This is a genomic window from Phycicoccus mangrovi, assembly GCF_018729305.1.
GTDB classification, from domain to species: domain Bacteria; phylum Actinomycetota; class Actinomycetes; order Actinomycetales; family Dermatophilaceae; genus Phycicoccus; species Phycicoccus jejuensis.
In genome coordinates, this window is sequence record NZ_JAHHWP010000018.1 from 22,038 (window position 1) to 48,557 (window position 26,520).

Annotated in this window: 26 protein-coding genes; 6 read left to right on the top strand and 20 right to left on the bottom strand. The window is 72.5% G+C overall.

The features are described 5' to 3' along the window. Nucleotides 1–52 precede the first annotated feature (52 nt). The 4 genes from KMZ30_RS16335 to KMZ30_RS16350 all read right to left on the bottom strand — a co-directional run bounded on the left by KMZ30_RS16335 (nucleotide 53) and on the right by KMZ30_RS16350 (nucleotide 4,313). Complete coding sequence (locus KMZ30_RS16335; RefSeq protein WP_215514512.1) at nucleotides 53–973, bottom strand: decaprenyl-phosphate phosphoribosyltransferase; 921 nt, start codon at nucleotides 971–973, stop codon at nucleotides 53–55. A gap of 5 nt (nucleotides 974–978) precedes the next feature. Then, on the bottom strand, nucleotides 979–1,674 hold the full coding sequence (locus KMZ30_RS16340) for a phosphodiester glycosidase family protein (RefSeq protein ID WP_215514511.1): 696 nt from the start codon (nucleotides 1,672–1,674) through the stop codon (nucleotides 979–981). Between the two features lie 437 nt (nucleotides 1,675–2,111). Then, a complete protein-coding gene (locus tag KMZ30_RS16345) occupies nucleotides 2,112–2,885 on the bottom strand; it encodes an SDR family NAD(P)-dependent oxidoreductase (protein ID WP_215514510.1) in 774 nt (257 codons plus the stop codon). Nucleotides 2,886–2,918: 33 nt separating this feature from the next. After that, nucleotides 2,919–4,313 (bottom strand): FAD-binding protein, encoded by a 1,395-nt coding sequence (locus KMZ30_RS16350; RefSeq protein ID WP_215514509.1) that lies wholly within the window; start codon nucleotides 4,311–4,313, stop codon nucleotides 2,919–2,921. A 216-nt stretch (nucleotides 4,314–4,529) separates the two neighbouring features. On the opposite strand from KMZ30_RS16350, the gene KMZ30_RS16355 reads away from it, so the two are divergent. Both KMZ30_RS16355 and KMZ30_RS22655 read left to right on the top strand, forming a co-directional pair. Continuing rightward, nucleotides 4,530–4,961, top strand: coding sequence for a hypothetical protein (locus KMZ30_RS16355; RefSeq protein WP_215520068.1), 432 nt, complete (start codon nucleotides 4,530–4,532; stop codon nucleotides 4,959–4,961). 370 nt (nucleotides 4,962–5,331) lie between these two features. Next, the gene (locus tag KMZ30_RS22655) at nucleotides 5,332–5,874 is read left to right on the top strand and encodes a phosphatase PAP2 family protein (RefSeq protein WP_372449524.1); all 543 of its coding nucleotides are present in this window, start codon (nucleotides 5,332–5,334) and stop codon (nucleotides 5,872–5,874) included. Nucleotides 5,875–6,534: 660 nt separating this feature from the next. Here the strand turns inward: KMZ30_RS22655 and KMZ30_RS16365 are convergent. Further along, nucleotides 6,535–7,230, bottom strand: coding sequence for a response regulator transcription factor (locus KMZ30_RS16365; RefSeq protein WP_215514527.1), 696 nt, complete (start codon nucleotides 7,228–7,230; stop codon nucleotides 6,535–6,537). Further along, nucleotides 7,230–8,558 (bottom strand): bifunctional DedA family/phosphatase PAP2 family protein, encoded by a 1,329-nt coding sequence (locus KMZ30_RS16370; RefSeq protein WP_215514506.1) that lies wholly within the window; start codon nucleotides 8,556–8,558, stop codon nucleotides 7,230–7,232. Before KMZ30_RS16370 ends, KMZ30_RS16365 begins: the two co-directional genes overlap by 1 nt. A 227-nt stretch (nucleotides 8,559–8,785) precedes the next feature. On the opposite strand from KMZ30_RS16370, the gene KMZ30_RS22430 reads away from it, so the two are divergent. The 4 genes from KMZ30_RS22430 (at nucleotide 8,786) to KMZ30_RS16390 (ending at nucleotide 13,967) form a co-directional block, all read left to right on the top strand. Beyond that, on the top strand, nucleotides 8,786–10,168 hold the full coding sequence (locus KMZ30_RS22430) for a sensor histidine kinase (protein ID WP_215514505.1): 1,383 nt from the start codon (nucleotides 8,786–8,788) through the stop codon (nucleotides 10,166–10,168). A 563-nt stretch (nucleotides 10,169–10,731) separates the two neighbouring features. After that, on the top strand, nucleotides 10,732–11,982 hold the full coding sequence (locus KMZ30_RS16380; RefSeq protein ID WP_215514504.1) for a COG4705 family protein: 1,251 nt from the start codon (nucleotides 10,732–10,734) through the stop codon (nucleotides 11,980–11,982). Nucleotides 11,983–12,006: 24 nt separating this feature from the next. Continuing rightward, the gene (locus KMZ30_RS16385) at nucleotides 12,007–12,681 is read left to right on the top strand and encodes a response regulator (RefSeq protein WP_215514503.1); all 675 of its coding nucleotides are present in this window, start codon (nucleotides 12,007–12,009) and stop codon (nucleotides 12,679–12,681) included. Next, complete coding sequence (locus KMZ30_RS16390) at nucleotides 12,678–13,967, top strand: sensor histidine kinase (protein WP_215514502.1); 1,290 nt, start codon at nucleotides 12,678–12,680, stop codon at nucleotides 13,965–13,967. The genes KMZ30_RS16385 and KMZ30_RS16390 overlap by 4 nt, the downstream gene beginning before the upstream one ends. 14 nt (nucleotides 13,968–13,981) lie before the next feature. On the opposite strand, the gene KMZ30_RS16395 is transcribed toward KMZ30_RS16390, so the two are convergent. The 14 genes from KMZ30_RS16395 to KMZ30_RS16460 form a co-directional block, all read right to left on the bottom strand. After that, nucleotides 13,982–14,635 carry a phosphatase PAP2 family protein gene (locus KMZ30_RS16395; RefSeq protein ID WP_215514501.1) on the bottom strand — a complete coding sequence of 218 codons (654 nt, stop codon included), beginning with the start codon at nucleotides 14,633–14,635 and terminating at the stop codon, nucleotides 13,982–13,984. A 169-nt stretch (nucleotides 14,636–14,804) separates the two neighbouring features. Next, complete coding sequence (locus KMZ30_RS16400; RefSeq protein ID WP_215520069.1) at nucleotides 14,805–15,446, bottom strand: hypothetical protein; 642 nt, start codon at nucleotides 15,444–15,446, stop codon at nucleotides 14,805–14,807. Next, the gene (locus tag KMZ30_RS16405; protein ID WP_215514499.1) at nucleotides 15,439–16,899 is read right to left on the bottom strand and encodes a type IV secretory system conjugative DNA transfer family protein; all 1,461 of its coding nucleotides are present in this window, start codon (nucleotides 16,897–16,899) and stop codon (nucleotides 15,439–15,441) included. The genes KMZ30_RS16400 and KMZ30_RS16405 overlap by 8 nt, the downstream gene beginning before the upstream one ends. Continuing rightward, nucleotides 16,896–17,345: a hypothetical protein gene (locus tag KMZ30_RS16410; RefSeq protein WP_215514498.1), complete on the bottom strand. Its 450-nt coding sequence runs from the start codon at nucleotides 17,343–17,345 to the stop codon at nucleotides 16,896–16,898. The genes KMZ30_RS16405 and KMZ30_RS16410 overlap by 4 nt, the downstream gene beginning before the upstream one ends. Before the next feature lie 13 nt (nucleotides 17,346–17,358). Next, nucleotides 17,359–17,790: a hypothetical protein gene (locus KMZ30_RS16415; protein ID WP_215514497.1), complete on the bottom strand. Its 432-nt coding sequence runs from the start codon at nucleotides 17,788–17,790 to the stop codon at nucleotides 17,359–17,361. Further along, nucleotides 17,787–18,908 (bottom strand): peptidoglycan DD-metalloendopeptidase family protein, encoded by a 1,122-nt coding sequence (locus tag KMZ30_RS16420; RefSeq protein ID WP_215514496.1) that lies wholly within the window; start codon nucleotides 18,906–18,908, stop codon nucleotides 17,787–17,789. The genes KMZ30_RS16415 and KMZ30_RS16420 overlap by 4 nt, the downstream gene beginning before the upstream one ends. A 13-nt stretch (nucleotides 18,909–18,921) precedes the next feature. Further along, nucleotides 18,922–20,241 (bottom strand): putative type IV secretion/conjugal transfer ATPase, encoded by a 1,320-nt coding sequence (locus tag KMZ30_RS16425; protein WP_226903441.1) that lies wholly within the window; start codon nucleotides 20,239–20,241, stop codon nucleotides 18,922–18,924. Between the two features lie 194 nt (nucleotides 20,242–20,435). Further along, entirely contained in the window at nucleotides 20,436–20,648 is a 213-nt protein-coding gene (locus tag KMZ30_RS16430) for a hypothetical protein (protein ID WP_215520070.1), read from the bottom strand. Nucleotide 20,649: 1 nt separating this feature from the next. Further along, nucleotides 20,650–22,149: an SCO6880 family protein gene (locus KMZ30_RS16435; RefSeq protein WP_215514495.1), complete on the bottom strand. Its 1,500-nt coding sequence runs from the start codon at nucleotides 22,147–22,149 to the stop codon at nucleotides 20,650–20,652. Between the two features lie 24 nt (nucleotides 22,150–22,173). After that, nucleotides 22,174–23,580, bottom strand: coding sequence for a hypothetical protein (locus KMZ30_RS16440; RefSeq protein ID WP_215514494.1), 1,407 nt, complete (start codon nucleotides 23,578–23,580; stop codon nucleotides 22,174–22,176). Beyond that, nucleotides 23,567–24,382 carry a hypothetical protein gene (locus KMZ30_RS16445; RefSeq protein WP_215514493.1) on the bottom strand — a complete coding sequence of 272 codons (816 nt, stop codon included), beginning with the start codon at nucleotides 24,380–24,382 and terminating at the stop codon, nucleotides 23,567–23,569. The genes KMZ30_RS16440 and KMZ30_RS16445 overlap by 14 nt, the downstream gene beginning before the upstream one ends. Next, nucleotides 24,382–24,684: a hypothetical protein gene (locus KMZ30_RS16450; protein ID WP_215514492.1), complete on the bottom strand. Its 303-nt coding sequence runs from the start codon at nucleotides 24,682–24,684 to the stop codon at nucleotides 24,382–24,384. Before KMZ30_RS16450 ends, KMZ30_RS16445 begins: the two co-directional genes overlap by 1 nt. Further along, nucleotides 24,681–25,460 carry a hypothetical protein gene (locus KMZ30_RS16455; protein ID WP_215514491.1) on the bottom strand — a complete coding sequence of 260 codons (780 nt, stop codon included), beginning with the start codon at nucleotides 25,458–25,460 and terminating at the stop codon, nucleotides 24,681–24,683. The genes KMZ30_RS16450 and KMZ30_RS16455 overlap by 4 nt, the downstream gene beginning before the upstream one ends. Further along, nucleotides 25,457–26,242: a hypothetical protein gene (locus KMZ30_RS16460; RefSeq protein WP_215514490.1), complete on the bottom strand. Its 786-nt coding sequence runs from the start codon at nucleotides 26,240–26,242 to the stop codon at nucleotides 25,457–25,459. Before KMZ30_RS16460 ends, KMZ30_RS16455 begins: the two co-directional genes overlap by 4 nt. Between the last annotated feature and the right edge of the window lie 278 nt (nucleotides 26,243–26,520).

Below are 26,520 nucleotides of genomic sequence, written 5' to 3' on the forward strand. Positions count from 1 at the left end.
GGCTCGACAATCGCAGAAGACGGCCGCTGGGTCAGCGCGGCAGGGCGGCGACTCATCCGGCGTACACACCGACCCCGACGAGGGTCGCCCAGGCGGCTCCGGCGAGAAGGAGCGTGCGGTCGGTCATAAGGTCGCGCTCCGGAGCCTCCCCGCCGCCGTTGGCCACGAGGAGGCCGTAGCGCAGGAGGGCCACGAGGAAGGGACCGACCGACCCGGCGAGGGCCGGCACGAAGACGTCGGTGCCGACGTCCTGGAAGGCCCACATCGCGTAGGCGAGGAGGGCCCCCGTCAGGGCGACTCCGACGACCTGGTTGAGCCACTCCCGGGGGTACTGGGCAAGGACCGTCCGAGTCGTCCCGATCAGTTCCCGAGCGGCCTCGGCAGCTCGCTTGGCGGCCACGAGGTAGAGGGCGCCGAACAGGGAGACCAGGAGGAACCAGCTGGAGACCGTGACCTCGGTAGCGGTGGCGCCGGCTAGGGCACGCAGGACGAAGCCGGTGGCCACGACCACGATGTCGAGGACCGCCACGTGCTTGAGCTTCAGGGCGTAGCCGGCCGAGAGGGCGAGATAGGTGAGCACGACCACCAGGGTGGCCCAACCGGTGGCACCGGCCAGCACAGCGGAGAGGGTCGCGGCCAGGGCGGCGGTGGTCAAGGCGGTGCGTGGAGCGATGCGTCCGCTGGCCACGGGGCGCATCCGCTTGGTGGGGTGCTCGCGGTCGGCGGTGGCGTCGACGACGTCGTTCACGGCGTAGACCGAAGCCGAGGCCGCGGTAAACGCGAGGACGGCGACGAGGCTGCGCGCGACGCTGCCGCCTTGGTCGAGAACCCCGCCCGCGGCGGGCGCAGCGATCACGAGCAGGTTCTTGGGCCACTGCATCGGGCGGATGAGCCGCAGCAGGTCCATCGGTCGTCCGCGGACGTGGGCGGGTGCCGGATCGGCCGCGGTCGTGCTGAGGGTCGGGAAGGCCATGGCGGTCACCGCTGCGTGAGGTAGAAGTAGTCGCGCTGGTCCGGCACCAGGTAGCGATCGGGCGCGAGCGTCATGCTGGTGAGCAGCCGCCGCCCGGACCCAGCGGTGGCTTCCGCCGGAGTGGGGAAGACGTTGAAACCCACCATCGGGCTGTGGATGTCAAGCTCCATCCCGGTGACGATCCCCGCCTGCGCCATGGCGCGGGCGAGCACGTCGAGGGTGAGCCCCCTGCCCGCGACGTACACCAGGTCCCCGCCGGGCGTGGTGCCGATCCCCGATCGCCACGTGTACTGGAACTGGTTGCGACCGGTGCCGTAGAGGCCTTGGTTGTTGGTCGCGAGACCGTCCACCGGGCGCCCGCCGATGACCACCAGGTGGAGGTTCTGGCGCACCGCGAGGACCCGGGGGCTCATGGAGACGTCGACGTTCCATGCGCCGACCCGTGCCCGACCGTCGCGGTCGATGACCAGGGACGCGTACCCGTCGCGCAGGGGTAGGTACTCCCTCCCGTCGAGGTACCAGCCGCCTCCGGTGTCCCGCATCTTGAAGCCGGCATTGAACACCGCGACCAGCCGTGGTCGGAGGCTTGCCGGCACCTGGGCCAGCGGGGTGGCGAAAGCGCCCGGTGACGGTTCGCGGGTGCCGGGCCCCAGCGCGATGCGGTCGACGGCGCCGGGGGCGAGGGCAGCCGCGACGGTCACGGGCGGGTGTGCCGGGTCTGGACGGAACCACGTCGTCCACAGCGCGACTCGACCGCTTCCCGTCGAGCGCGCCGGTGCCCACCGTCCTTCTCCGGTGATCGGGGCCAGCACGGGGCGGACCGGGGCGGGGGCGCCAGATGCCGTCGCGGCCGGGTCGATGCTCGTGAGCCGGTCCTGTGGCCCGCCCCGCGTCGGGGGTGGGTTGCGGCTGTAGAGCCAGGTCTCGACCCGGTCGACGACCGGGCCGCCACCGTGGTCGCGCACCCACTCGACCGCGCGTACCGACATCGGCGCGTTTCCGGGGTAGGTCATCGCCCGTGCGAACGAGATGCCGGGAAGCAGGAGGATCATGACCAGCACCATGGCGACACGGAGCAGACGCCCCCGCCGGGTGGGAGCAGACCCCCGCCTCGTCCGCGCCAAGGACCTCGAGGCAATCATCGCAGGGCCTTCGGCAGCATGACCGGTGGGAGGACGGATAAGGCGGTGGTCAACGGAGCGAGAACGGCCGGTGACCACACCACCGGCCGCGAGGAGGCGACGGCGGCCCGGACCCGCTCCCCGACGTAGTCCGGTCCCGTGGTCAGCGGCACCGGTGGCAGCCCTCGGGTCATCCTCGTGCGGACTCGTCCGGGTCGCACCACCACGCAGCGGACGCCGCGACCCCTGACCTTACGGTCCAGGCCGCGAACCAGGGTGTCGAGCGCCTGCTTGGCCGCGGCGTAGCCGAGGATGTCGGATCGGGGGTGCACGGCAGCCGCTGAGGTGATGACGACGAGCGTTCCGTGGCCTCGGGCCGCCAGCTCCTCGGCCGCCGCGTTGGCCACCAGCGCCGGACCCACGAGGTTCACGAGGAGCACGCGCGCCAGGTCCGGTTCGACCCCGAGCCTGACCGGAGATGGTGGTCGGGTAGGCGCGGTGGGCATCGCGCCGACGGCCACGACGACGCAGTCGAGCTCGCCGACCGCGTCGTGCGCCCGGCGCATCAGGTCCGCCACGAGCTGCTCCCCGTCTGCCGCGTCGTAGTCGAGCGCGTGCACGTCATGACCGGCGGCCGTCAGGTGGCAGGCTGCGTCGGCGCGTCGGGGGCTGGGGCGACCGGCCAGGACCACCCGCCCGGGCTGCGGCCCGAGCAGGGCGCGGACCACCGCGTATCCGATGTCCGAGGAGGCGCCGACGAGCAGCACCGAGGCGAGGTGGGGAGGCGTCATGGCGTGGCCTTTCGTCGTCGGGGAGTCGCGGAGTCAGGGAGTCAGTCGGAGCCGTCGGGAGAGGTCGGAGGCGAAGCGGTGCCCGGGGTCCATCGCCTCCCGGACCCGCATCCAGGCGCCGTGCTGGGGGTACATGGCCCGGAACGTCTCGGCGGGAAGGCGCCGGTCTTTGGCGAGATAGACGCGCCCACCGGCCTCGACCACGACTCGGTCCAGGTCCCTCAGGGCGTGCTCGAGACCGGGCCAGCGGGTCGGAAGGTCGAGGGCCAGGGTCCAGCCATCTATGGCGAAGCCCAGCAATGCCGGGTCTGCCGGGCCGAGCCGCTTCAGGACCGCGAGGGCGGGGAGGAGGCCGTGGTGACGCAGGAGCGTCAGGCCGTCCTCGATCGCGTCGACGCTGCCGGTGGGCACCGCGAACTGGTACTGGGTGAGCCCACGTGCGCCGAACAGTCGGGGCCAGTGCTCGGCCCGGCGCATGGGCATCAGGGCCTCGGCGGGGCCGAGCTGCCGGCCTGACCGCACCGGCGCACGCCAGCGCAGCTCGGATGCACAACGGATGGACCCGCTGCCGATGAGTCCGGGGCCCGGCAAGGGCTTCCGCGCCCGCACCCGATCCCATGGAGCGGTGCGCGGCAATTGGAGGTGGCTACTGGGGTAGCCGGAGTTCTCGGGCGGCATGTCCGGCGAGGGGAGCTCGGTGACATCGACCAGGCCGCGTCCATCTGGGCTCGTGGGGTCGAGCCAGGCCACGACGTGCACGTCGCCGCTGCCCCGATGGCTGGCATCGACCAGCCCCATCAGGTCCACCAGGCTCGCCGCTCGGTGGCGCTGTGTGCAGGCGGGACCGGTGCCCACACGGCGCAACCGCAGGGCGACGTCCAGGATCGGGCCGGTTAGGCCGAGGCCCCCGACCGTGGCCCAGAACGGATCGGGGTCGCTGTCCGGCCGCAGCTCGCGCGGGCGCAGGTCTCCGTCGAGGACGGTCAGGTGCTCCACGTGGCGACCGATGGACCCCGCGGCCGGGTGGTTCTTGCCGTGGATGTCAGCGGCCACCGCTCCCCCGAGCGACACAGCCCCGGTGCCCGGGATCACGGGCAGCACCCATCCGTGGGGGAGGACGATCGCCAACAGCTCATCGAGGGTGATGCCGGACTGCGCGATGACCCGTCCCTCCACGGCGTCGAAGCGGATCAGCCGGTTCCGCTCCGTCATCAGGACAGTCGTTGACCCCGCACTCGACGCAGCGTCACCGTACGAGGAACCGCATCCACGAAACGCAGCGGAACTCGTTGCAGGCGAGCGAAACACCTCGGTCAGCGCGATAACGGAGGCGGGCGTCGCGACGTCGGTCAGCGATGAGTTCGCACGACCCCACCCCGTCAGCCTGACGGGGTTCGGGCGTCCGGTGCCGTCGGGATGCAGGCTCATGTCATGACGGTAGGCAGGCGCGCCTGAGCCGGACCTGAATGGACGTGTCGCCGGTCGAGCAGGAGCGCGTCGGGGAGGCGGATTCCTCGTGCCGCAGTGGAAGGGCTCGTTCCTGAAGGAGGGCTCAGGCCTGCTCAGCGACCGCGCAGCCGACGGGATGCATGGTCGATGCAGCCCCACCGACCGCGGTGGGCGAACCGAAAGGCAGTGATCTCCATGCGACGCACTCCCACCCCCAAGGTCCTCTGGACCGCGGCCGTGGCCGGCACCGTCCTCCTCCTCGGCAGCACCGGCGCGGCCATGGCGGCGGCGGCGACCCCCGCCGCGGCACCGGCCACGGGCACGACCGCCACGGTGCAGTCCGGTCCAGCCAAGACCGGAGCCCCGGCCGTGGACACCCCGACGCCCGGCGACGTGGCCGACTCCACGGCGGACACCCCCACCCCCGGTGACAAGCCCGACGGCGCCAAGGACACCGAGACCCACGACGGCGCCAAGGACACCGAGACCCACGACGGCGCCAAGGACACCGAGACCCACGACGGCGCCAAGGACACCGAGACCCACGACGGCGCCAAGGACACCGACAACGTCCAGCAGGGCGACCAGAACGGTCCGGAGCAGCCCGACACCGCGACCAACGGCTGACCGGGAGGGAACTCCGGTGCTCCAGGCGCTGCGGCAGGGTGGGGTGGAACCAACGGGTTCCACCCCACCTCCGCTCGCGCCGAGCCTCGCGGAGGATCGCGATCGTGCTCTGCTGACATGGACGGCGGTTTTCGCCGGCCTCTACCTCGTCCTCGTCCTCCTTCCCACAGGTCGATGGCTGGACCAGCGCGCGTTGGACGCCCTGCGCGGATTTCCAGGTCTGGCGGCACCGGCGTGGTCCCTCCTCGGGGCCCTGACCGTGACCAGCGCAGCGGCCGCGTGGGGCTCCCTCGTCGCCTGGCCCAGCATCCGGGCGCGCCGATGGGCCGCCCGGGGCCTTCGGGAAGGTGGGGCGGTGCTTGGCGCGGCCGTGTCTGCGGAGGTCCTCAAGCACACCCTGCCGCACACGGTCGACGGAGCCAGCCATCTGACCCGGGTTGGGTACGGCGGATTCCCCAGCGGTCACGCCACACTGGCCATGGCCTTCGCACTGGCCTGGCCATCCGTGCTCAGCGCCTCGTGGGGACGCCAGGTCAGAGTCCCGCTTCTCGCGTGGGCCCTGCTCACCGCCGTCGCCACGGTCCCCGCAGGCTGGCACCGCCCCGGGGAAGCCGCAGCCGGCATGGTTCTAGCCGTCATCTGGCACCTGGCGCTGCAGCCCCGAAGATCCCTTCTTCGCCCGTCCCGACGAACACCTAGCCTTCGTCCTCATCGTGAGGCGCTGCTCCCGAGGTGCGTGCCATCGACTCTTCGAGGCGGCGACGGCGGGGCTGCCTCGGGAGGATGTCCTTCCTCGGCGCCCCACGGGACCCGGCAACGTCTGGTCCGTGATCTGGCCAAAGGCCGACGCCGACGTCTCGGACGTGCGACCGCCCGGCTCGATGGACAGACAGTCCCCCCAGCGCCCTCATGAGAGATCCTCACGGCGGCCACCGCCCGGCCGTAGCCGTAGCGCCGGCACGCATGCTCGTCCTAGCCGCCTGCAGAGCGAGACCCGGGTGTCCGCTCTGGGGACGACCGCGAGAACATCGGTGAAGTCGGAGCCTGGAACGCCGACTTGGCGAGCGTGAGACGATTACCCGGGCGCTCTGCGCAGCCGAGCTGCCCCACCCGAGAAAGTTCGTCGCAGAGGCGAAGAGCACAGGCCTAGACCGTGGACAATCGACAGCGAACCTGTCTCCCGCGCGTGACGACGTCTGTTCCCCCTGGCGCGTTAAGTGTTGATCTTGGGGTGGCTGGTCGCGACATCGTCCCCTGGCATCCAGCCGAGCGAGGGCGACTCACGGATTCTCAGATCCTTGGCGATCGTCACATCAAAGCAGCTCCCTGTCGGGTCAGTTCGAGCGCCCGTCGCCGAGACTCCAAAACTTCACTGAAGGCATGTCGGATCCCCACCGCGATAGTCTCCGGCTCGGCTCACATGACCCGGACGAAGGGTCATACGTTCCCCTCCTGTCGGGGGTACGCCGCCGTTCCGTGCGGCGACTTCGGCGCTCACCTCGGCCACATCTACGGTCCTCTCAAGGTGCAGGAGCGAACAACAGCGGCCGAGATAGGGCGAAGGAGAACGACATCACGTGAGCGACGACCCCGGTGTGGCCCGGCTACGCAGGCGGTAACCCATGCCGCGGACCGTCTCGATAGAGGTGCGGCCGAAGGCCGTGTCCAGTTTCTTGCGCAGATATCCGACGTACACCTCCACGATGTTCTCGCTCCCGTCGAAGGCGGGGTCCCACACGTTGTCGAGGATCTCGGCTTTGGACAGGACCTGGTCCGGGTGGCGCATCAGATAGCTGAGCAGCGCGTACTGCTTCGCGGTGAGCGACACCGTCTCCCCACGGCACGTGACATGGCGAAGGACAGGGTCGAGGACGATGTCGCCGACCACCAGGGTGACGGGTCGCTCCGGCGCGCCCCGTCGCGCCAGGGCCCGAAGCCGGGCGACGAGGACGATGAAGTGGAAGGGCTTGGTCAGGTAGTCGTCCGCCCCGAGGTCGAAGGCGTCGGTCTGGTCGTACTCGCCGTCCTTGGCCGTGAGCATCAGCACGGGGGTCCAGATCTTCAGCTCACGCAGCCTGGCGAGCACCTCGTAACCGTTACGGCCGGGCAGCATGATGTCGAGCACGATCGCGTCGTACGGGTTTTCGGTGGCGTACCACTGTCCGGTGACGCCGTCATGCGCCACCTCGACGACCATCCCCTCGCCGACCAGCCCTCGCCTGATCGACTCCGCCAGTGTCGGCTCGTCCTCGACGACCAAGACGCGCATCATGCCTCCCGTTCTTCGTGGGCGACCATCGCGGAGCGACTAGGCGACCGGAGGGTGACGAGGACGGCCCCGACCGCTGTCGCGGCCAGGACGGCCAAGCCCGTACCGAAGCCGGCGAGGACGTCCGTCATCCAGTGATAGCCAAGGTAGATCCGACTCAGGCCGACGGCGCTGCTTGCGCCGATCCATCCGAGGGCGATGGCGGTCCGGTTCGCGACAGAGGTCGTCCGGGACCAGGCGATCGCCGCGACCAGTCCGAAGAACACGGTTGCGTTGAGGGTGTGGCCGGAGGGAAACGCGAAGGAGGAGTCGACCGGGCCAAGCACGGTGCCGGCCGGGGGGCGCACGCGGCCGGTGATGTCCTTGAGGGCGAGGGTCAGTGCGGCCGACGCGGTCATCGCTCCGGCAACCATCGCCGCGACGCGCCACCTGCGTTGTCGCAGGCCGACCCACAGCACCAGGGCCAGCGAGAGGACTCCCAGGCCTACGGTGCTGCCGATGAAGGTGAACGCCTCGGCCAGCGGGGTGACCACGCTGCTTCGCCCACCGACCATCTCCGCGGTCACAGCCGGGTCGTAGGCGGCGAGATCGCCCCCCTCGCGCACACCTTCGGCCAGTTCGGCGACCCCGAGCGTGGCCGTGGCAAGCACCAAGGAGGGCACCACCAGGCGCCACGACCGGCGGTCGAGAGCGGTTGCCACGGCCGAGTTCGTCGCTCCCGGCGCACGCCGCCGCACCTTGGCCGCCGCCACCGCACTGATCAGCAAGGCCACCGTCACCACTGCCCCCACCATGGAGAAGTTCCCCAGAACCTGCTGCGCGGCCACGACGGACCCTCCTGCGGCATAACCGATCCCGACAACCGTGGCCACCCACAGAATGCCGCCAACCGCGTTCGCCGCAAAAAAGCGGCGGTAGGGCATCTCGGTCATCCCCGCGACGGCGGGAACCAAGGCTCGGAGCACGCCCACCCAGCGCCCGAGGACAACTGCCCAGGCGCCGCGGGACCTCACGTACCGATGCGCCCGAGCCCACCGCTCGGGCCCGACCCACCGGCCGGCCCGGCTGCCCTCGATCGTGGGTCCGAAGCGACGCCCGATGGCGTATCCGAACGAGTCCCCACCGACGGCTGCCGCGGCCCCCAAAGCCAGGATGACCGGCAGCGAGACGTTGCCCCGCGCGGCCAGCACACCTGCTACGAGCATCGCCGTCTCGCCCGGGACCACGAGGCCCACGAAGGCTGCCGCCTCAAGGAAGACCAGCAGCGAGATGCCCAGGTAGACCCAGGGCCCCTGCAGGCTGAGCAGCCCCGAAAGGACCCCGTTCACGACCCACACCATAGGAGGCTTGCGGCCGAACCGGCTCGGGGGAGGAAGTCGCTCATGTCCTGATCATGTCGGCGTCAACCTGAGCCGAACCTGAGTCACGCGGACATCTCATCACCCGGGCCATACGCGCCGACGTCCAGCAGCCCCGCAGAGACCACCTGAACTAGTCCTGGAGTTCCGGTCAGGATACGGTGGCGCTCGAGAGCCGATGCGGCCACGATGATGTCGTGATCTCCGAGCGTCGGGCCGGGTGGCGCTGGGCGTCTTGGTCGATGCGCCGTCGCGTGGTCACCGCCTCGGCGATCGGTCTCACCCTCCTGTTCGCGTTGTCGGTCGCGGCCTTCACCCTCACCCTCGACTCCCTGTTGACCCAAGCCGCGCAGGGTGCTGCCCGCACACAGGCGGCGCAGCTCGCAGCCGTGATCCAGGCGGGCGAGTACACCCCCCAGGCTGCCGTCACCCAGCTGCCGGCCCAGGGCTCGATTATCCAGGCGCGCGACGCTGCAGGTGTCATCCTGGCCAGTTCGGACCCGTCGGTGTCCACGACCCCCCTCTCGACCGGAATCCCCCCAGTGGGAAAGGTGATCGAGGCCGAGGTCGACCGCCTCGGCGACGAGATCGAGCCGTTCGTGGTCGTGTCTCGGCGGGCGGCCATCCGGTCCGGCGCTCCGGTGGTCATCTCGGTCGCGGTCCCGCTGGCTGTGGAGTCCCGAACCCTGGGCCTGGCCACCTTCATGCTGTCCGCCGGCTCAGCCGTGATCGTCGCAGTGATGCTCCTGGTCATCGGCAAGGTTGTCACGACGGCACTTCGACCGGTGGCCACCATCACTGCCGAGGTGGGAGCCATCACGGCCGCGCGGACCGCCGAGCGGGTGACGGTCCCACCCTCTGCCGACGAGGTCGCCACCTTGGCACAGACGATGAACGACATGCTCGACCGGCTCTCCCGGGCAGACGCGGTGACGCGCAGGTTCGTCTCCGACGCCTCACATGAGCTGCGGAGTCCGCTGGCCACACTGCGCGCTCACATCGAGACCGCGCCGCCGGGTCCGGACGGAGCGGTGGTGGACCGAGAGCTGTTGGTGGCGGAGGTCGAGCGCCTGCACCGCCTGGTCGCCGACCTCCTGGTGCTGGCCCGTGCCGATGACCACGGGCTCCACCTACGCCTGGACGAAGTCGACGTCGACGACTTGGTGGACCAAGAGGTCCGCAGGCTGCGCGCCATTTCCTCCTCGCCCGTCTTTGCGACCGTGGTCGCGGCACAGGTTCGCGGAGACATCGGACGCCTCGAACAGGTGCTGCGCAACCTCACCGACAATGCCATCCGCCACTCCACCGGATGGGTGCGAGTGTCGATGGACCTCGACGAGCCGGGATGGGTGCGCGTCCACGTCGACAACGCCGGACGCCCGGTCCCGATGGACCTCCGCGAGGCGGTCTTCGACCGGTTCCGCCGCCTCGATGACGCCAGAACCCGCGACGCGGGTGGGAGCGGTCTCGGGCTGTCGATCGCGGCGACCTTCGCATCGGCACACGGCGGAACGGTCAGTGCCGGTGAGACCGCCGACGGTGACTGCCGCTTCAGCCTGCGGCTTCCTCGGCTGGACTGACCGGGCCGCCAACTCAGGGCCGTACTGCGCTGGACCTCGAAGCATCACAGAGTAGGGCGTGAACTTCAGGTTCGCAGCACGGCCGATGCCTCGCCGCAGCCGAGGTCGCGGCCTCGACCCTGCGCTGGTGCGGGAGGGCTCAAGCGGGCCCTGAACGAGCGGTCGAGCAGAATGCCGCTCCCGCGGCGTCGAACTTGTCCAACCAACGGTGCGAACGTGACGCGAGATGCCCATCGGCTTTACGACGTGGTCCTCCGCCCGAGCTCGTCGGCACCGCACCATGACACGACGAAATCATGGACGCTGAGACGGGCATTCGCGTGGGCCACGAGAACCTCCCGGCGGCGTAGGACCTCGATACCCCAACACCTCACCTAGAGGATTTGTCGTCGTCGACGCCCCGCGTCACCAACCTCCTGTCCGGCGACAGCCAGATCCTCGTCCGCTTCAACCCTCATGAAGGCCAAGCCCGTCGGAGACCCGCCGGATCATCGGCCCGACAACCGGTCGACCGTCAGAGTGGGCCTAAGTCGGGGCTAATTTGGCCCCGTTCCACTGGGAGCATGACGACCACCACCACACCGTCGGGGCGCGCCGCCTCGCTCTCACCGTTTCTCAACAAGGTCCCGGCCATCACCGCCACCTTCTGGGTGATTAAGGTCCTCTCGACCACGATCGGCGAGACCTTCGCTGACTACCTCGCCGTGCAGGTCGGCCTCGGCACGGCGGTGACCGACGGTGCCATGGTGACCGTCCTCGCCGTCACCATGGTCGCGCAGCTGCGCAGCCGCCGGTACACCCCGTGGCTCTACTGGCTGACCGTCGTCCTGGTCAGCATCGTCGGCACCCAGATCACCGACTTCTTCACCGACCAGCTGGGCGTCAGCCTCTACGTCAGCACCGCCGTGTTCGCTGTCGTCCTGACCGCCGTCTTCGCCATCTGGTGGGCCCAGGAGCGCACCCTGGCCATCACCGCCATCGACACCCCGCGGCGTGAGCGGTTCTACTGGGGCGCCATCCTGGTGACCTTCGCGCTCGGCACCGCCGGCGGCGACCTCGCCACCGAGGCGCTCTCCCTCGGGTTCCGCACCGGCGCAGTGATCTTCGCCGGTCTCATCGCGCTGGTCTGGGCGGCCCGACGCGTCGGGTTGGGTGCTGTCCCCGCCTTCTGGATCGCCTACGTCCTGACCCGACCGCTGGGGGCCTCGCTCGGAGACCTGCTCACCCAGGACCGCAGCTACGGCGGCCTCGGGCTGGGCGCGAGCACGACCAGCCTCCTCTTCCTCGCCGTCATCGTCGTCCTGGTGGCTCGCGAACAGGTCAACGTCGCCCGACACGGCGTGCGGGCCAAGGGCGAGAGCCACCCCGTCAGCGCCGTCCGCGACCTCACGTGGGCCGCCGGCGGCGCGGTGGTGGTCGCGCTTGCCGCGGCCGTCCTCACCCCGTCCGTGGCGACCGCGACCGGCACGACCACCGCCACCCGGCCGGCCACGAACCGGCCGGCGATCGAGACCGACACGACCTCGCCCCTGGGTGACCTCACCCCATTCGCGGTCATCGTCGACGACGTCGCCTCCTCCGCCTCCCGGGGTGACCTCGCCGGCGCCACCACCCGCGTCAAGGACCTCGAGGTCGCCTGGGACGACGCCGAGGCCGCGATCAAACCTGCCTCACCCGACGACTGGCATTCGATGGATTCGGCGATCGACGAGACCCTGACCGCGCTGCGGGCCGCGACGCCGACCCAGCAGGCCGACAGCGCGGCGCTCGCCCATCTGCAGCAGGTCATCGGCACACTGGAGCAGAAGAAGTAGCCCGAGAGAGAGGCAGCGCCGACCATGCGGGTCCTGCTCGTCGAGGACGACCCCATGGTCGGCGCTGCCCTCGTCGGCCGACTCGAGGACGAGGCCTACGCCGTCGACTGGGTGCGAGACGCCTCGGACGCCCTGGTCAGCACACGCACGCACCGCTACGACGTCGTGCTGCTCGACCTGGGCCTGCCCGACCGAGACGGGACCCAGCTCCTGCGCGACCTGCGCCGCTCGGGCCAGGCCGTCCCGGTCATCGTCGTCACCGCCCGCGACGACACCGGCACCCGGGTCAGCAGCCTCGACGGCGGAGCGGACGACTACGTGAGCAAGCCGTTCGAGCCCGCCGAGTTGCTCGCCAGGATGCGGGCGGTCCTGCGCCGGGGGTCTGACTCGACCGAGGCGCTCCTGCGCGCCGCCCCGGTCACCCTCGATGTCGCCCGCCACGTCGCCGTGCTCCCCGACGGTCGTGAAGTGCCCCTCGCCCGACGGGAGTTCGCCGTACTGCGTGCCCTGATGACCCGGCCCGGCACCATCCTCTCCCGCGAGGAGCTCGAGCACCGTGTCTACGGGTGGGGTCGCGAGGTCGAGTCCAACGCCGTCGAGTACGCCATCCACGGCCTGCGCGGCAAGCTGGGCGCCGAGACGATCCGCAACGTCCGCGGCGTCGGCTGGACCGTCCCCCCGGAACAGACCCGCTCGTGAGGCAGGCCTCGCTCTGGGCCCGGCTGTCGTGGGTTCTCGTGATCACCGCCTTGCTCGTGGCCGGTGTCGCCGGTGTGTGGTCCTACCAGGCGGCCTCGGCCCGGGCCCGCGACCTGCAGGACGACGTCCTCACCCAGGTGGCGAGCCTGGCCGCCTCCGCCGGACCGGGCCGGCTCACCACCGACACCGCACCGTTGACCAGCACCGTCGCGGACATCGACGTCGGCCCGCTCGCCGACGCGGGGCTCCCCGTGGACGCCTCCGCGGGGCTGCGCACCGTGACGCTCGACGGCGTGGTCGTCCGTGCGGCGGTCGCGCGCGGCCGCGGGGGCACGGCCGTCGTCGCCTCTCAGCCCGTGGCGGCCCGCGACCGGATCGCCCGCGACGCCGCCCTGTCCGCCGTCCTCCCCCTCCTGATCCTCATCCCGTTGATGACCGGCGCGATCATCGTGGCCGTGCGACGGGTTCTCGCTCCCGTCGGTGAGCTCGCCGACGAGGTCAGCAACCGGCCGGTCGCCGACCTGCGGCCGGTCGACGAGACCCGCGCGCCCACCGAGCTGCGCGGGTTCATCGCCGCCCTCAACGGCCAGACCCATCGCGCCGCGGAGGCCGTGGCGCACGAACGCCGTTTCATCGCCCAGGCCGCGCACGAGCTACGCACCCCCCTCACCGCCATGACCGTGCAGCTGGAACGAGCCCGTCACGCGCCGACGCCCCCTGCGGTGGAGGACCGGCTGGCCGACCTCGATGCCGGGATGATTCGCACGCGTCACCTGGTCGAGCAGCTGCTGGCCCTGGCCCGCGCCCAGGCGGACGACGACACTCCCGAGCGGACAGAGCCCTTCGAGGCAGTCCTGCGAGCCGTCGTCGCCGACGTCCTGCCGGCCGCCGACGCCGCCGGGGTGGAGATCTCGCTCGACCCGGGGTCCGACGACCACGCGAGCGTCCACTCCACCAGCACCGCGTCCGTCCTGCGTAACCTCCTCGACAACGCCGTGGCCCACGCCCGCGCCGGGGGGCTCGTCGTCGTCGCGACGCGGCGGGACAAGGGCCATCTCGTCGTCACGATCGACGACGCCGGTCCGGGCATCGACGACACCGAGGCGGTCGTGGCTCCCTTCGTGCGCGGCTTGGGCGCCGGGCCCGGAGGCAGCGGACTCGGTCTCGCGATCGTCACCGAACAGCTCCACCGGCACGGCGGCGCCCTCAGCCTCGGTCCGACGCCCCGGTTCCCCACGGGGACAAGGGCACAGATCCGCCTGCCGCTCGCGTCACAGGAGGTCTGAGTCGCGAATCAGGGTCAGGACAGGTCGTCGACGACGCGGGCTGCCGGCGTCCACGAGGGCCGGCGGTGACGCAGGAGGTCCACCGCGACGACGGTGAGGGCGAGTACCCCCATCCCCAGGACCAGACCGGCCACGACGTCGGTCGCCCAGTGGTAGCCCAGGTAGATCCGGCTCGCGCCCACCGCCACGCTGCCGAGCACCCACCCGCCCAGCGCGAAAGCCCGCACCCACCACGAGGACCAGCGCAGGACGACCAGGCCGGCCACGAGGCCGAGGAAGACGGTCGTGCCGACCGTGTGCCCGGACGGGAACGCCGGTGACGGGTCCGGCGGACCGTACACCGCCCACGCCGCCGGACGGACCCGGCCGACGAGGTCCTTGACCCCCACGATGAGGCCAGCCGTCACGGCCATCGACGCCGTCAGCACGGCGGCGAGCACGCGGTCCTTCCACTGTGTCCAGACCCAGAAGACCAGCACGGCCGCGAAGATCCCGAGGCACACCTCGCTCCCGAGGAGCGCCAGCACGTCCGCGACCACGTTGAGGACGCTGTCCCGCAGGGCTGGGACACGCTGCTCGACCACCGGGTCGATGACGCTCAGGTCACCCCTCTCCAGCACGCCGTCCACGAGCTGCGCGAACAGCCCGACCGAGACCAGCGCGAGCAACGCGCCGCCCGCGACCGCGGGACGACGCCACGCCGTCCTCCACCACGATCGTTCGGGCCTTCTCGACCTGCCTCCGTCCACGTCCATGCCGCCACCGTTCCTGTCCTGCCTGTGCCCGGGCTGTGGATCGCCCCTGCGGCCCGTGTGCTCCGCCGATCTGCGCATGGGCTCATTCAGGACCGGTCACCTCACCCGTCTCGAGGTCGACCAGGTCGCCGTCCACGAGCCGCAGCCGGTCACCCGGCGCCCACACCGATGACTGAGCCGGTGCCGCGTCCCTGCGGAACGCCGCCACCCGACGGCGGCGGTGGACGTCGCTGCTGTGGCGGACATGCCGCCCAGCGGACGGCCACGGCTGGTGCCCACTGTCGCAGTGGGACTTCACACGCTCACGCAGGCGATCACTGAACGCCGGCAGGGCGTACCGGTGCCAGTCCTCAAGCGCGTCCGAGGTGTGGGCCATCCCGGCCCGGCGGCGCTGATCGGCCAGCACGGCGAGATCGTGGACGAGGTGCGGGTGCTCGACCCAGCACTCCGGGATCAGCCCCGAGGGGTCCCACGTGTACTCGTGGTTGATCCATGTGACGACGGCGTCGAGCCACAGCCACACCTCGAGACGAAGGTCGGGATGCGAGCACGTGGACGGGTCCCAGGGTCGTGGCAGTCGGCGTAGGTCACCCAGGGCCCGGACCTGCTCCGGGGTGCCGGACGCCGCGATGTGCAGCTCCCAGTACGCATGCTCCACGAGACGTCCGGGCCGGGGGAAGCCCTGGACGACCTCGAAGCGCCCTTCGCGGCAAGCCTCATCCACGGTCGCTCCCCTGCGGTTCGTCCGGGGCACCCAGCCCTAGCGTCCGGGCTCGCGCGACGGACGCCGCCGTCCGCGCCGACAGCGGCAGCGTCGCGGCGTCAGCGCCGGCCATGGCCGCCCGCGCCTGTCGCCGCATGGTCAGCAGCGAGTCCCCGCGGGCCCCGTCGGTACAACGACGCAGCCGGGCGATCAGTGGCCTGCCCTGCTCGGCGATGACCAGGGCCTGACCCGGCGGCAGCTGCCGGATCTCCGGGCCGGTGAGGATGGGGATGTCCTCCCCGCTGACCGACCGCGAGGCACCAGCCGAGCTCCAGGTGGTGCGGGCCACCCGCACCCGTCCCAACAGATCCGATGCCTCCTGGTTGAAGCCGGCATCCTTGGACCCGCCGAACAGGACGAGCACGTTGGTCAGCCCGAGGACGGACCGTGCGGCGTGCTCCCCGAACACCTGCGTCAGCTGGGCCCGCGTCTGGGCCGCCCAGATGAACGAGACCCCGAGGGCTCGCTCGTTGGCCATGCGGGTCTGCAGAGTGGGCAGCGGTGTCGTCGAGGGCAGCTCGTCGAGACAGGCCAGCATCGGCGGACACAGCCGACCCCACGGTGACGTGTGGGCGAGCTCGAGGGCGGTGTCGAGCACATGCTCGGCGACCGCCGTCATCAACGGCGACGCGGAGTCGTAGGGACTGTCGCGACCCAGAAGGTAGATCGTGCCGCCGCGGGAGATGAGGTCCGCGATGTCCGTCGTGGGCCTGCCCGGGCCGGGGGTGCAACGGCGGCGGGCCCCTTCCTGGAAGAACAAGGTCAGCGCCTGCTGCACCGTAGTCGTCGTGTTGCCGGCGGTGCGTTCGTCGCCACGCAGTGCGCCGTGGAGCAGCCCGCGCCAGAATTGCGCGGCGTCGGGGTGGCCCCCCAGGATCTCCAGCGGTTCTGTCGCAGCCGCCGGCTGGGCCACCCAGCGCAGGACGTCGTCGAGGGTGCGCCCGGTCAGGGCGGCCGCATGCAGGTAGGCCTGGATGACCTTGGCCGCCTCCGCCGCATAGAAGCGCGCCGCGTCGTCGCCGTGGCCGCGCTCGCCCGCGGACCCGACGGTGCCGGCGGTGAACGCCTTCGCCCGACGCTCGGCGACGACAGGGTCGACGCACCCAGCCACCGGGTCCCACACCAGTTCGGGCGCACCGGGGACGAGACCGAACGGGTCGAGAACGGCGCACGGGCGGCCGTGGTGCGAACGCGGGGTGATGGTCAGGAGCAGGTCATCCGGTTTGGTCAACGTCACCAGCGCCGCTCCGGGCGCGCCGAGCAGGGCGGGGGTCAGCAGGTCCAACGTCTTGCCTGAGCCTTGCGGCCCGATCACCCCGGTGGTGCGATCCCACGGCACCCACAGCTCGCCGCCTCGCGGCTGGTGGGAACGACCCAGCCGCCACCCCACCTGCTCCGGGTCGAACCTGCTCATCGCCTCCCCCTGCGCGGGCGGAGGTCAGGGCGCACTAACGGCGCCGTGGCCCGCAGGTGCCGCAGGCCGAGCAGCCGCTCCATCTCGGCCCGGCTGGCCATCCCCTGGACCCGTCCGGGTCCCCACCGGCGCAGCAGGGACAGCGCGCTCCACAGCAGGCCGGCGCAGGTAAGGCTCTCGCAGAGCACGATCCAGGCATACAGGGCAGTCCGGGAGGCAGCGGGGCCCGGGGGCAGGCCTGCGCGGGCATCCCCGGCAAGCAGCGCCGGCAGGCTCGTGAACAGCCCCTCGCGTGGGGTGAACGCCCACTCCCCGACGGACGTCCCGTTGGCCAGGGCGCGACCGGCATGGACGGCGAGGACGAGCAGCACGGACACCGTCGTCAGGGCCGCGGCGGGGATCTCCCAGGTCCACGGGTACGGCGTGCTGCGGCGGCTGGTCTGCATGGTCCTTCTTCGTTCAGCGGGGTGCCCGACGGCGGTCGGTGGCTCGAGCGGATGCTTGGCTGACCTGACCGCGTGCGCGCTCTTGGCTCGCGGCCAGCCGCCCAGGGTCGCCACTGCGGCGGAGCGGTTCGGTGAGCACGTCGAGGTGCCCGCCGGCGTGCGCGTGGCGGCGCACGAGCAGGTGGTGCGCGTGATCCGTCAGCTCCTCGTCGAGGTGCCGTGGATCGGGTGGGCACTCCCAGTGGGCGGCGAGCTCCGCCAGGAGGTCCGGACGGCGCAGCGCGAGGAGCTCGACGCGGTGTCGCAGCGGTCCGAGCTCGTACTCCAGGCGGTGGGCGGCCACGAAGGGCGAGAGGGTGTGGGCGCTCGCGTGTCGGACCGCTGCCCCGAGGTCTCGGTTGACCAGGGCGATGACGCTCGGCTCGATGCTGTCGGGGGTGGTCACGGCGCTCCTCCTGCCGTCGTCGGGATCGGGCTGGCGCACACGGGTACCGAGCCGGATGTGGCGACCTCGTAGGCGTGGGCATAGAAGAGGACGTCGGCGACGTACCAGTCGGCGTGGTTGTAGGCGAACAGCGCCCGACGGACCCCGGCCGCGCCCTCGTTGGCACCTGACCGGGAGAGGTAGTGGGCCGCCGAGTGCACGCTGTCCGCGTCGTCGTCGATCACGGCGCGGCCGTCGCCGTCACCGTCGACTCCGTACGCCCTCCACGTGGCCGGCATGAACTGCATCAACCCGCGCGCTCCGGCGCTCGAGGTGGCCTTGACTGCTCCGTGCCGGGTCTCCTCCATCCCGATCCCCGCGAGCAGCGTCCACGGCAGGCCGTAGCGCTTCCCCGCGGCGACGTACAGGGCCCTCACCCGCGCGGGGATCGGTGCCGCTGGGACGGTGACGGACTGCAGCCGGACACCGGTCGCTGGAGGCCGGCCCCTGGTTCCGGTGGTTGCCGGACGTTTCGACGTAGTGGGAGCCGCGGTGACTGTCCCGTCCAGCGGTGCGCCGTGCGCGGCCATGAAGGGCACGGGGTCGACGGGCACTCCTCGCTCCTGGATCTCGAAGTGCAGGTGGACCCCGGTCGAGGTGCCCGTCGACCCCTCGAGCCCCAGCTGTTGACCAGCGCTCACGCGCACTCCGGGCCGCAGGCCCGGTGCGATGCGCGCGAGATGCCCGTAACGGCTCATGACGCCGTCGCCGTGGGCGAGGTCGACGCTCAAACCGACACCCGGCCGCCAGACCGCAGCCGTCACCGTGCCGGCGTGGGAGGCCACGACGGGACCAGGGCTGGGCACGCTGGCCAGGTCCACCCCGGAGTGCAGTCGCCACACGTGCTCGATCGGGTGCAGGCGCATCCCGAACGGGCTCGTGCGCACGTAGCGCTGGGTGAACGGTGCCCGCCACGCACCGGACGTCGAGCCGGCCGTGGGGCAGTCGGGCGAGTCCGCGGCGGCGGGGATGGCGACCGCACTGAGCAGCAAGGCGGCGTCCAGGGGGACCGCGGCGACGGGGGCGGTGACGAGGGCGACGGCGAGCATCACGGCGGTCGCGGGGCGGGGTGCACTCATGTCGGCTCCGCTCTCACGCGGCGCCGGTGATGGCGTCGTTGGTGAAGGTCAGCTGGGCCTCGAGCGGGTGCAGGACGGTCTGCACCTTGTAGTGCCGCTCCCCCACCCGCCACAGGGCCCGTCCCTTGCCCTGCATGGCCCAGCGGGTCACGACGTCGCGGGCCATCGGTGGTAGCCCGAGCAGGGTCTCCAGCTCGTCGGCGACACCGGCGTCCTGCCCGTGCAGGATGGTCGTGTCGGCGAGGTGGAGCAGGTCCTTGGCGATCGTCACGGCCTGTGAGCCGGCCGCGCCGACCGAGAGCAGGTCGGCCGGCTTGTGCGCATTGGCCCACTGGATGTCGCCGCTGCTGCGGGAGAGGCGCAGGTCGGCGTCGAAGGACTTCACCGCGTCCGGGCCGAGCCGCATCTGCTTCCACACCTCGTCCCGGACGGTGATCCGCAGCTCACCGGGTCGGGCCAGCTCGCGCAGGCCCCGTCCCCACGAGGACAGGCAGGTCAGGGCGATCCCGACGGCCTCGTCACCCAGGGGCAGCAGCCGCGACAGGGAGAGCGAGGCCAGCGGTGCGTCCCAGTCCAGGCGGATCGTCGTGGGGGCGTCGAACAGTCCCGCCAGGGCTCCGTCGACCAGCTGGCCGAGGGCGTCACGCAGCAGCCTCGTCTCATCCAGTAGCTGGCGGGCGCTGCCGTAGCGGCAGTCGGTCACGAGGGTGTCGCTGGGGTTGGCCAGCAGGTGCCAGAGGGCGGGGATCGTGGTCTCGCGCAGGCGGCTCGCGGCGCTGGCGTGACCGGTCAGCTCGCGCAGGGCCGTCTTGACGACCTGCTCCTCGACCGGCCCGAACGGGACGGGGTTCGCACCGACCCGCTGCGAGCAGACCAGCCCCCGCAGCAGGGTGAGCCAGCGGCCGAAGACGACACCGGCGCGGGCGTCGGCCTCGGCCCGCGAGAGCCGCTCCCACCCGGTCGCGAGCGGTCCGAAGTCCAGCGGGTTGATCCGGGCCGGCAGGCCCGGGCCGACCGCGATGGGGGTGACACCGAGGGCGCGCGCCAGCGGCTCGTACTCGTCCTTGGGGTCTCCGAGGATCAGCGCCTTGTAGCCGAAGTCGAGCATCCGCAGCAGGAACGCCTTGGTCGTCGCCGACTTGCCCCGGCCGGGCTTGCCGAAGCAGATGACGTTGGGGTTGGTCACGCCGACGTCGTCGCGCAGGACCCAGCCGAGCGGGTCGGCGTAGAAGGCGCCTCCCGCCAGGACGTCGATCCCGATCTGGGCCCCCGTGGGCGGCAGTCCGGGGGCCGCGACGAACGGCCACAGGGCGGGAGCCTGGTCGGAGGTCATCCGCCACGCCGACAGGGGCGGGTGGGGCGAGCCGACCCAGCCGCCATTGGCGCGGTGGGGTCCGCGCAAGGGAGACGGCTCGAACAGGCGGCCGGGACGGGTCACGGGTGCCGGCTCATCGACCGGCGGGAGCTCGTGGCCGAAGTCCGACAGCAACTGGGAGACGTCCCGCCCCGGGCTGTGGCGCAGGCGGCTCATCGTGCCCACCCAGACGTGCTCTCGCGGCGAGCCTGTTCGGTCACGGTCGTGGCGCCGGGGCGTGTCGCCCCGTGCGCGGCCTCGTCGAGGGCGCGGGCGTCGTCCGGGCGCCCTTCTCGGCGCAGGACGTCTGCGCTGGCTCGGCACGCCGTCGCCCAGCGCTCGAGCGCCCGGCGCCCGTCCCCGTAGCGGTGGGGGAAGTCGGCCATGTCAGACCCTCCCCCGGGTGAGGGAGACCCCGAGCGGAATCGTGGCCGCGGCGAACGCCGCGTCCTGCGAGAGGTCCATCCGCAGCGGCGCGAAGCCCGCGGCCCGGATCGAGGCGTCCAAGCGGCGTCCGTGCTCGGTGATCCGTGCGGACTTCGGCGCCGTCACGCAGACCAAAGCGTACGCGCGCACGAGGGCGTGGCCGCGGGCGAGCTTTCCGTCGAGGTTCCTCACCCGGGCCGTGTCGTGGGCCGACCGGGCGGACTGGCGCATTCGGGCTCGTGAGCGCAGCCCGTCGGCCATGTCCGCGCTCCACTCGCTGGAGGCGGTCTGCCGGTTCGCGGCCCGGGCGGCCGTGATCGGGTAGGCCACGAGGATGGAGCGGCGCTCCCCCGCCCCGGGAACCAGGACGGGTGCCAACGAGCCCATCAGGGCGCCGCGGACCGGCAGCAGCAGGGTGGCGGTGATCGAGTTCCACGCGTCGTGGCTGTAGTGACGCACCGCGCTGTCGGCTCCCGACGGTCCGGCCAGCGCCCACGGCACCTGCGCGCTCTCGCCGGAGTCCTCCGTCCGCAGGGCGTCGATGATCCCCGCGCGGTCACCGGGGGCGAACGCGGTCCGGCAGACCACGGCCAGCTCGGGAGAGGTCAGCCACGCCACGTCCGTCATCCCGAGACCGCCGCGCAGGTGGGTCTCGACCTCGGCCAGCACGCCGAGCAGGACCTGCGCGCGCCCTTCCAGGCCGCCCCCCGCCTCCCGGGCGGCCTTGCCCAGACGCGCCTCGGGGACCAGGACCGTCACGAAGCTCTCGGTGCGGACAGCAGCCGCGCTCAGGGCCGCCTGCAGCTCGTCGTTGACCCGCCGTGCCGCAGGCGGCGCCGCCGAGGAGCGGTGCCGGGCGGTCCAGCCGTCACGCTCCGCGCCGTCCTCGGGCACCGTGCGCACCATGAGCTGGATCTCGTCGACCAGCTCGGTGGCGCGGGCGGCGTCCAGCAGTGCCGTCAACCCGACGCCGTACAGGTCGCGCTGCGCCGGCTCGCTCAGCCCGATCCCCGGATGGACGACCGCGGCCGTCACCGCCCACGTTCGGGTGGCGTGGTGCTGGATCAGGGCCACGCGCCGACCCGACGGCCCCGCCGGCGGAGCCTCGTGCACGCGCGTCCCGGCCAGGACGCCCGGCAGGTCCGGTGTGGCGGCGGGGCCGGCCGCTCCCCGCGCGGCCTCCGCGGTGAACCGGCTCCAGCCGGTGGCCGTCCCGACGGCGTGCGCAGCCGCGGCCAGCAGCCACCCGGCGCTCGAGCGGCCCCGCACCGGGGTGACGACGAGCAGGGCCATCAGGGCCCAGGCCGCCAACAGGGCTCCCGCCGGTGCCCACCGACCGAGCGAGACCTCCCGCAGCGCCGGGAGCAGCCCGAGCGTCACGGTGGCCAGCTGCCACCCGGTCAGGCCGAAGAAGAACCCGAGGCGGGCCCGGGAGTAGTCACGGTAGGTGGTGGCATCCATGGGCGGTCTGTCCTCTCTCGTGCCTCAGGCGGGGATGACCGGGACGGCCCCGGCGGCCGCCCCCGCCTCGCCCATCCCGCCGGCGGCGCCGGGACCCGCGGGGCCTCCCGCCAGTGGTGACGTCGTCTCGGGGGCGGCGTCGGGCTTCGACCCGCGGGTGTCGGGGAAGGCGTGGACAGGCGGCCGGCTCTCGCGGGCGCCGCCGCGGGGGCCGGTGTCCGGGACGTAGGTGTTATGGCCCACCCCCATCTGGTTGGTCGCGTCGGCACCGATCGCGGCGGCCGTGGCGCCGAGCCCCGCGGCGGCGCCGACGGCCGACCCGGCCGTGGCGCCGATGACGCCACCGACCGTGCCGAGGAACCCGGTGGCCGACTGGGTGAAACGGGTCGTCGTCGCGGCCTCGCCCGCGCCCTCCCCCAGCGAGCGGCCGCTCCCGTCGTCGGCCGCAGCCGACCCGGACCCCGCCGCGGCCTGGTCGTCCCCGGAGCGCGTCCCGCCAAGACGGAGTCCGCCCAGTCCGCCGGCGCTCGTGACGCCGGCGCGCAACGCCGCGCCGGAGCTGGTGCCCGGGTCGACGAACGCGAGCAGCTTGAACAGGGCCAGCGGCGCCACTGTCGAGATGAGCAGCAGCAGGACCCCCGGCACGGCCGACCCGACGGCCGCCGAAAGTGACCTCGTCTGACCGGTGACGACGTGGGTGGAGAGCTGGGTGCCCGCGCCGAGGACCAGGGCCATCAGGGGCGGGGTCAGGGCGGCGGCGTGGGTCCAGCGGACGGTCTTCCAGAACCAGGCGTGGCCGACCTCGGAGACCAGCCCCGCCGCCGCGATCGGCGCCGTGACGGTGAGGATGACCAGGGCGGCGCCGCGCGAGAGCAGGACGACGAGGTGGCCGATCGCGGCGAGCAGCACCAGGACACCGAGGACCCCCAGCACCGTCGCGAGCGTGGCGTCGCCCAGGTCCTCCACCCGGACGTGGCCCCACGGCTGCCATGCCGTCCACGAGTCCACGCCCATGCTCGCCCGCATCACCGCCGACGTCAGGCCAGAGCAGGCCAGCAGCAGCGCCACCACGTAGGTCACCCAGCAGGCCCACACCATGACGAACTGGCCGGTCCCCATGAGCAGCCGCGCGAGGGAGCGTCCGTCCCGCCGCACCGCGGCCGCCCCGGTCTGCACCGCGATGAGCACGACGACGAGCGTGAGGGCAACCCAGGCGGTCAGCCGGTAGGTCGAGGCCAGCGGGCCGGACTCGGACAGGTCGGGGGTGAGGAACTCGTCCAGCAGGCCGAGGACGAGGCGCAGCAGCCACAGGCCGGCGTTCCAGATCCCCAGCATCGCCACCGTCCACGCGTCCGCCACGACCTTCCCGGCGGCGTTGCCCAGTGCGGTGAACGGTCCGGTCAGGTCACCCCACCCGTCAGTCGGAGCCATCGCGGCCTCCCGCGTCGGTGGTGCCCCAGTCCCGCCACCCGGCCTGCGCCGCCGCCCTCGTGCCGGGCACGACGTTCGGCACACGGGGCGGCTGCGTGCCGGGGGCGATCTGCCAGCGCCCGTCGACCCAGGCCATCCGCTCGCAGTGGCCGTCGGTAACCGCGGCCGTGGTCACGAGCGTGGCCTCGACGCGCAGCAGGACGCAGGCCAGCGTCCAGTCCGCGCCATCGACGCCCGCGACCTGCCCGGCAAGCGGGGTGACGGTGACCGTGGCCGGCCGTCCCGCGGCGGAGCTCGTCGCGGTCGCGGCCAGGAAGTCCTCGACGTTGACGGACATCACCCAGTCGGTGCCCGCCGGTGCCCCGGCCAGGGCCCACCGGGCGTGCACCCGGCTCACCGTCTCGGCGGTCATCGCCGTCAGCACGGTCACGTCGATCGCCGCCAGCTGCCCGACCGCGCCGGCCGGCGTGTGCGGGTACCCCGTCGGGACGCCGGCCGGGCCGAGCCCGGTCGGTGACGGCACCGCCAGCGCTGCGCCGCCCAGGCCCTGGCTGACGGGTGGGCCGCCCACGGGAGGGCGGGCCGTCAGCGGTGTCGCCGCCATCCGGTCCCGCACCGACGAGCCCCCGGCGGCGCCGGCCTCCACCGCGTCGCTCCTGACGGGCATCGGGCTGCGGGCGTCGGTGACGACGCCCCACAGCGCGTAGCCGAGTCCGACGACGAGCAGGAGCGCCGTCACGCACGCGGCGGCGAGGGCCGTGCCGACGCGGCGGCGGCTCCACGCGATGGTCGACCCCGGCATCACACACACCCCGACCCGGTCATGGCCCGCACGATCCCCGGCAGGACGAGGTAGCCGATCACCGCGACGAAGACCACGACGATGCCCACCACACTGGCCTTCGACGCGTGGGGCATCCCGAACACCCGTCCCGCGACCGCCCCGCCGATGCCGACGACCACGCCGAGGACGAAGAGCATCCCCACCGCCCACAGCACGTACCCCATCAGCTGGTCGGCGTACTGCTGGGCTCCGGGCGGCGCCTGGGGGCAGATCCGGGCCGGGAGCGTGTGCAGGACCCCAGCAGGTTGGGACGTGCTCACGGCTGCGTCCCCTCGAGTCGGAGGGAGCGCAAGACCTCGCCTCCGGAACGGACCAGACGAGCCGGCAGGGGACGGGAGTCCACCCCCCGGGCCAGCAGCCGTGCGTCCCACGGCAGCGTGACCACGCGTTCCGGACCGACGCCGTGCGCCCGCAGCACCTGCCGCAGCAGCATGGCCACCTCGCGTGGACGACGGTTCCGGCCGAGCAGGACGACGAAGGCTCTCGAGCGCGCCACCGACCGCAGGACGGCGTCGAGGCGGCGCGCGCCGGGGACGGAGGCCGGAGCGACGACGACCAGCGGTCCCGGCCCGTTGAGCAGCGGGGTCAGCCACGAGCGTCCCTCGCGGACGGCGCCCGCATCCCAGCCGACGTCCAGCACGAGGAGCTCGCCCTGGTGGCCCACCGGAGGGGTCGGGACGCCGTCGACGGCATGCACCGGGCCGGCCGGGCGCAGCAGTGTGACCTCGCCCCGCGCACCCCTGACCCAGCTGCCGTCCCGTCCGTGCTCCGCCGTGGCCGCCGACGTCAACCGGGACCGTGCGGGGTCGCCGCACTCGATGAGCGTGGCCCGCCCCGCCGCGGTGGCGATGGCCAGCGCGGTCGTCGACGAGCCGCACCCGGCGCAGGCCCCGAGGACCGGGAGCACCACACCGGCGGGCTGCCAGGACTCGACCCGCGTGGGCCGCCCGGGACGGAACTGACCGGAGAGCAGACCCCGGTAGGCGCGTTGCAGCTCGGCCACGCTGACCGGGCGAACAGGTGCGGTGACGGTCATGACGACCTCACCTGGGCAGTGGCGCCGGCCAGCGCGTCCAAGGCCCTGCCCGCGCGCCGGCGGACCTGCCGGTCGGAGAGGTGGAGCTGGTCGGCGAGGACGCGTCCGGCCCGCCGCGTGACCAGGCCGGCCCGCCCGCGAGTGCAGTCACCGGGGCGGCTCTGCGCGGCCAGGCCCAGCAGCAGCATCCGGTCGCCGTCGCTGATCACGCGGCGCGCCGTCGCCGCGTCCAGCACCGCCCGCAGCTCGCGCTCCGGGGTCGGCTCGCGGCCGGGTGCCGGCAGGGCGCTCCACGCCGGGTCGAACGGATCCATGACGCTCGCGGTGGCCCACGTCCGGTCCGTCGGCGTGGCCAGGCCGAGGTCGCGGCGGACCGCCAGCCGGACCCGGGCCAGGAGGTTGGCGGCGACCTTGTGGGTCGCCGTGAGCGGCAGTGTCCGCACCTCGATCCACAGCTGCGCCGCGACCAGCTCGTCGATGGTCGGCGACACGTGCCGCAGGCTGCGCGCCACGTTGACCGCTCCCGGCAGCAGCGCCCACGCGAGCACCGCCGCGGCCGGCAGCTCGTCCGCCCCGGCACGACTGCCGAGGCGGCCCAAGGCGCAGACGACGTCGTTGCGGGGGACGAAGTCCAGGGCGCGCATCCACTCGTGGAAGCCCTCCAGGGGCGGCGCCGCCGCGAGCGGCGGATGCGCGCGGGCCCACTCCCCCCAGCGCTCGCTGGCGATCTGCAGCAGGTCGGCGTCGAGGCTGTGCAGCCCCAGCTGGGTGGCGACGCTCATCGCTCGCTCCTTCCGTCGGTCATCGACGGCGACACCGTGGCGAGACTGCGTCTCCGACCTCGTACGCGGAACGTCGAACGGGAGGAGAGAGGAGCGCTCAGCGGCCCAGGTACACGGCCGTTGACCTGCACAGACGCTCGTACCTGAATTCGCGACAGATCATCGACCGCTCACCCCCACGGGGCGCACATCCCCGCGCCGGCACGGGATCCAGCGGATGCCCTTGGGGTCGACAGGCGCCGCCTCACTCCGTCCCTGGCGAGCGTTCCCCTCGACCG

Bases quoted from the DNA above. Each gene is read 5' to 3' on its own strand.
- KMZ30_RS16355 (WP_215520068.1), top strand. From the start codon at position 4,530: ATGCGACGCACTCCCACCCCCAAGGTCCTCTGGACCGCGGCCGTGGCC.
- KMZ30_RS16335 (WP_215514512.1), bottom strand. From the start codon at position 973: ATGGCCTTCCCGACCCTCAGCACGACCGCGGCCGATCCGGCACCCGCC.
- KMZ30_RS16365 (WP_215514527.1), bottom strand. From the start codon at position 7,230: ATGCGCGTCTTGGTCGTCGAGGACGAGCCGACACTGGCGGAGTCGATC.
- KMZ30_RS16385 (WP_215514503.1), top strand. From the start codon at position 12,007: ATGCGGGTCCTGCTCGTCGAGGACGACCCCATGGTCGGCGCTGCCCTC.
- KMZ30_RS16425 (WP_226903441.1), bottom strand. From the start codon at position 20,241: ATGACCTCCGACCAGGCTCCCGCCCTGTGGCCGTTCGTCGCGGCCCCC.
- KMZ30_RS16445 (WP_215514493.1), bottom strand. From the start codon at position 24,382: ATGCCGGGGTCGACCATCGCGTGGAGCCGCCGCCGCGTCGGCACGGCC.
- KMZ30_RS16345 (WP_215514510.1), bottom strand. From the start codon at position 2,885: ATGACGCCTCCCCACCTCGCCTCGGTGCTGCTCGTCGGCGCCTCCTCG.
- KMZ30_RS16460 (WP_215514490.1), bottom strand. From the start codon at position 26,242: ATGAGCGTCGCCACCCAGCTGGGGCTGCACAGCCTCGACGCCGACCTG.
- KMZ30_RS16420 (WP_215514496.1), bottom strand. From the start codon at position 18,908: ATGAGTGCACCCCGCCCCGCGACCGCCGTGATGCTCGCCGTCGCCCTC.
- KMZ30_RS16380 (WP_215514504.1), top strand. From the start codon at position 10,732: ATGACGACCACCACCACACCGTCGGGGCGCGCCGCCTCGCTCTCACCG.
- KMZ30_RS16410 (WP_215514498.1), bottom strand. From the start codon at position 17,345: ATGCAGACCAGCCGCCGCAGCACGCCGTACCCGTGGACCTGGGAGATC.
- KMZ30_RS16430 (WP_215520070.1), bottom strand. From the start codon at position 20,648: ATGGCCGACTTCCCCCACCGCTACGGGGACGGGCGCCGGGCGCTCGAG.
- KMZ30_RS16350 (WP_215514509.1), bottom strand. From the start codon at position 4,313: ATGAGCCTGCATCCCGACGGCACCGGACGCCCGAACCCCGTCAGGCTG.
- KMZ30_RS16405 (WP_215514499.1), bottom strand. From the start codon at position 16,899: ATGAGCAGGTTCGACCCGGAGCAGGTGGGGTGGCGGCTGGGTCGTTCC.
- KMZ30_RS16440 (WP_215514494.1), bottom strand. From the start codon at position 23,580: ATGGCTCCGACTGACGGGTGGGGTGACCTGACCGGACCGTTCACCGCA.
- KMZ30_RS16435 (WP_215514495.1), bottom strand. From the start codon at position 22,149: ATGGATGCCACCACCTACCGTGACTACTCCCGGGCCCGCCTCGGGTTC.
- KMZ30_RS16455 (WP_215514491.1), bottom strand. From the start codon at position 25,460: ATGACCGTCACCGCACCTGTTCGCCCGGTCAGCGTGGCCGAGCTGCAA.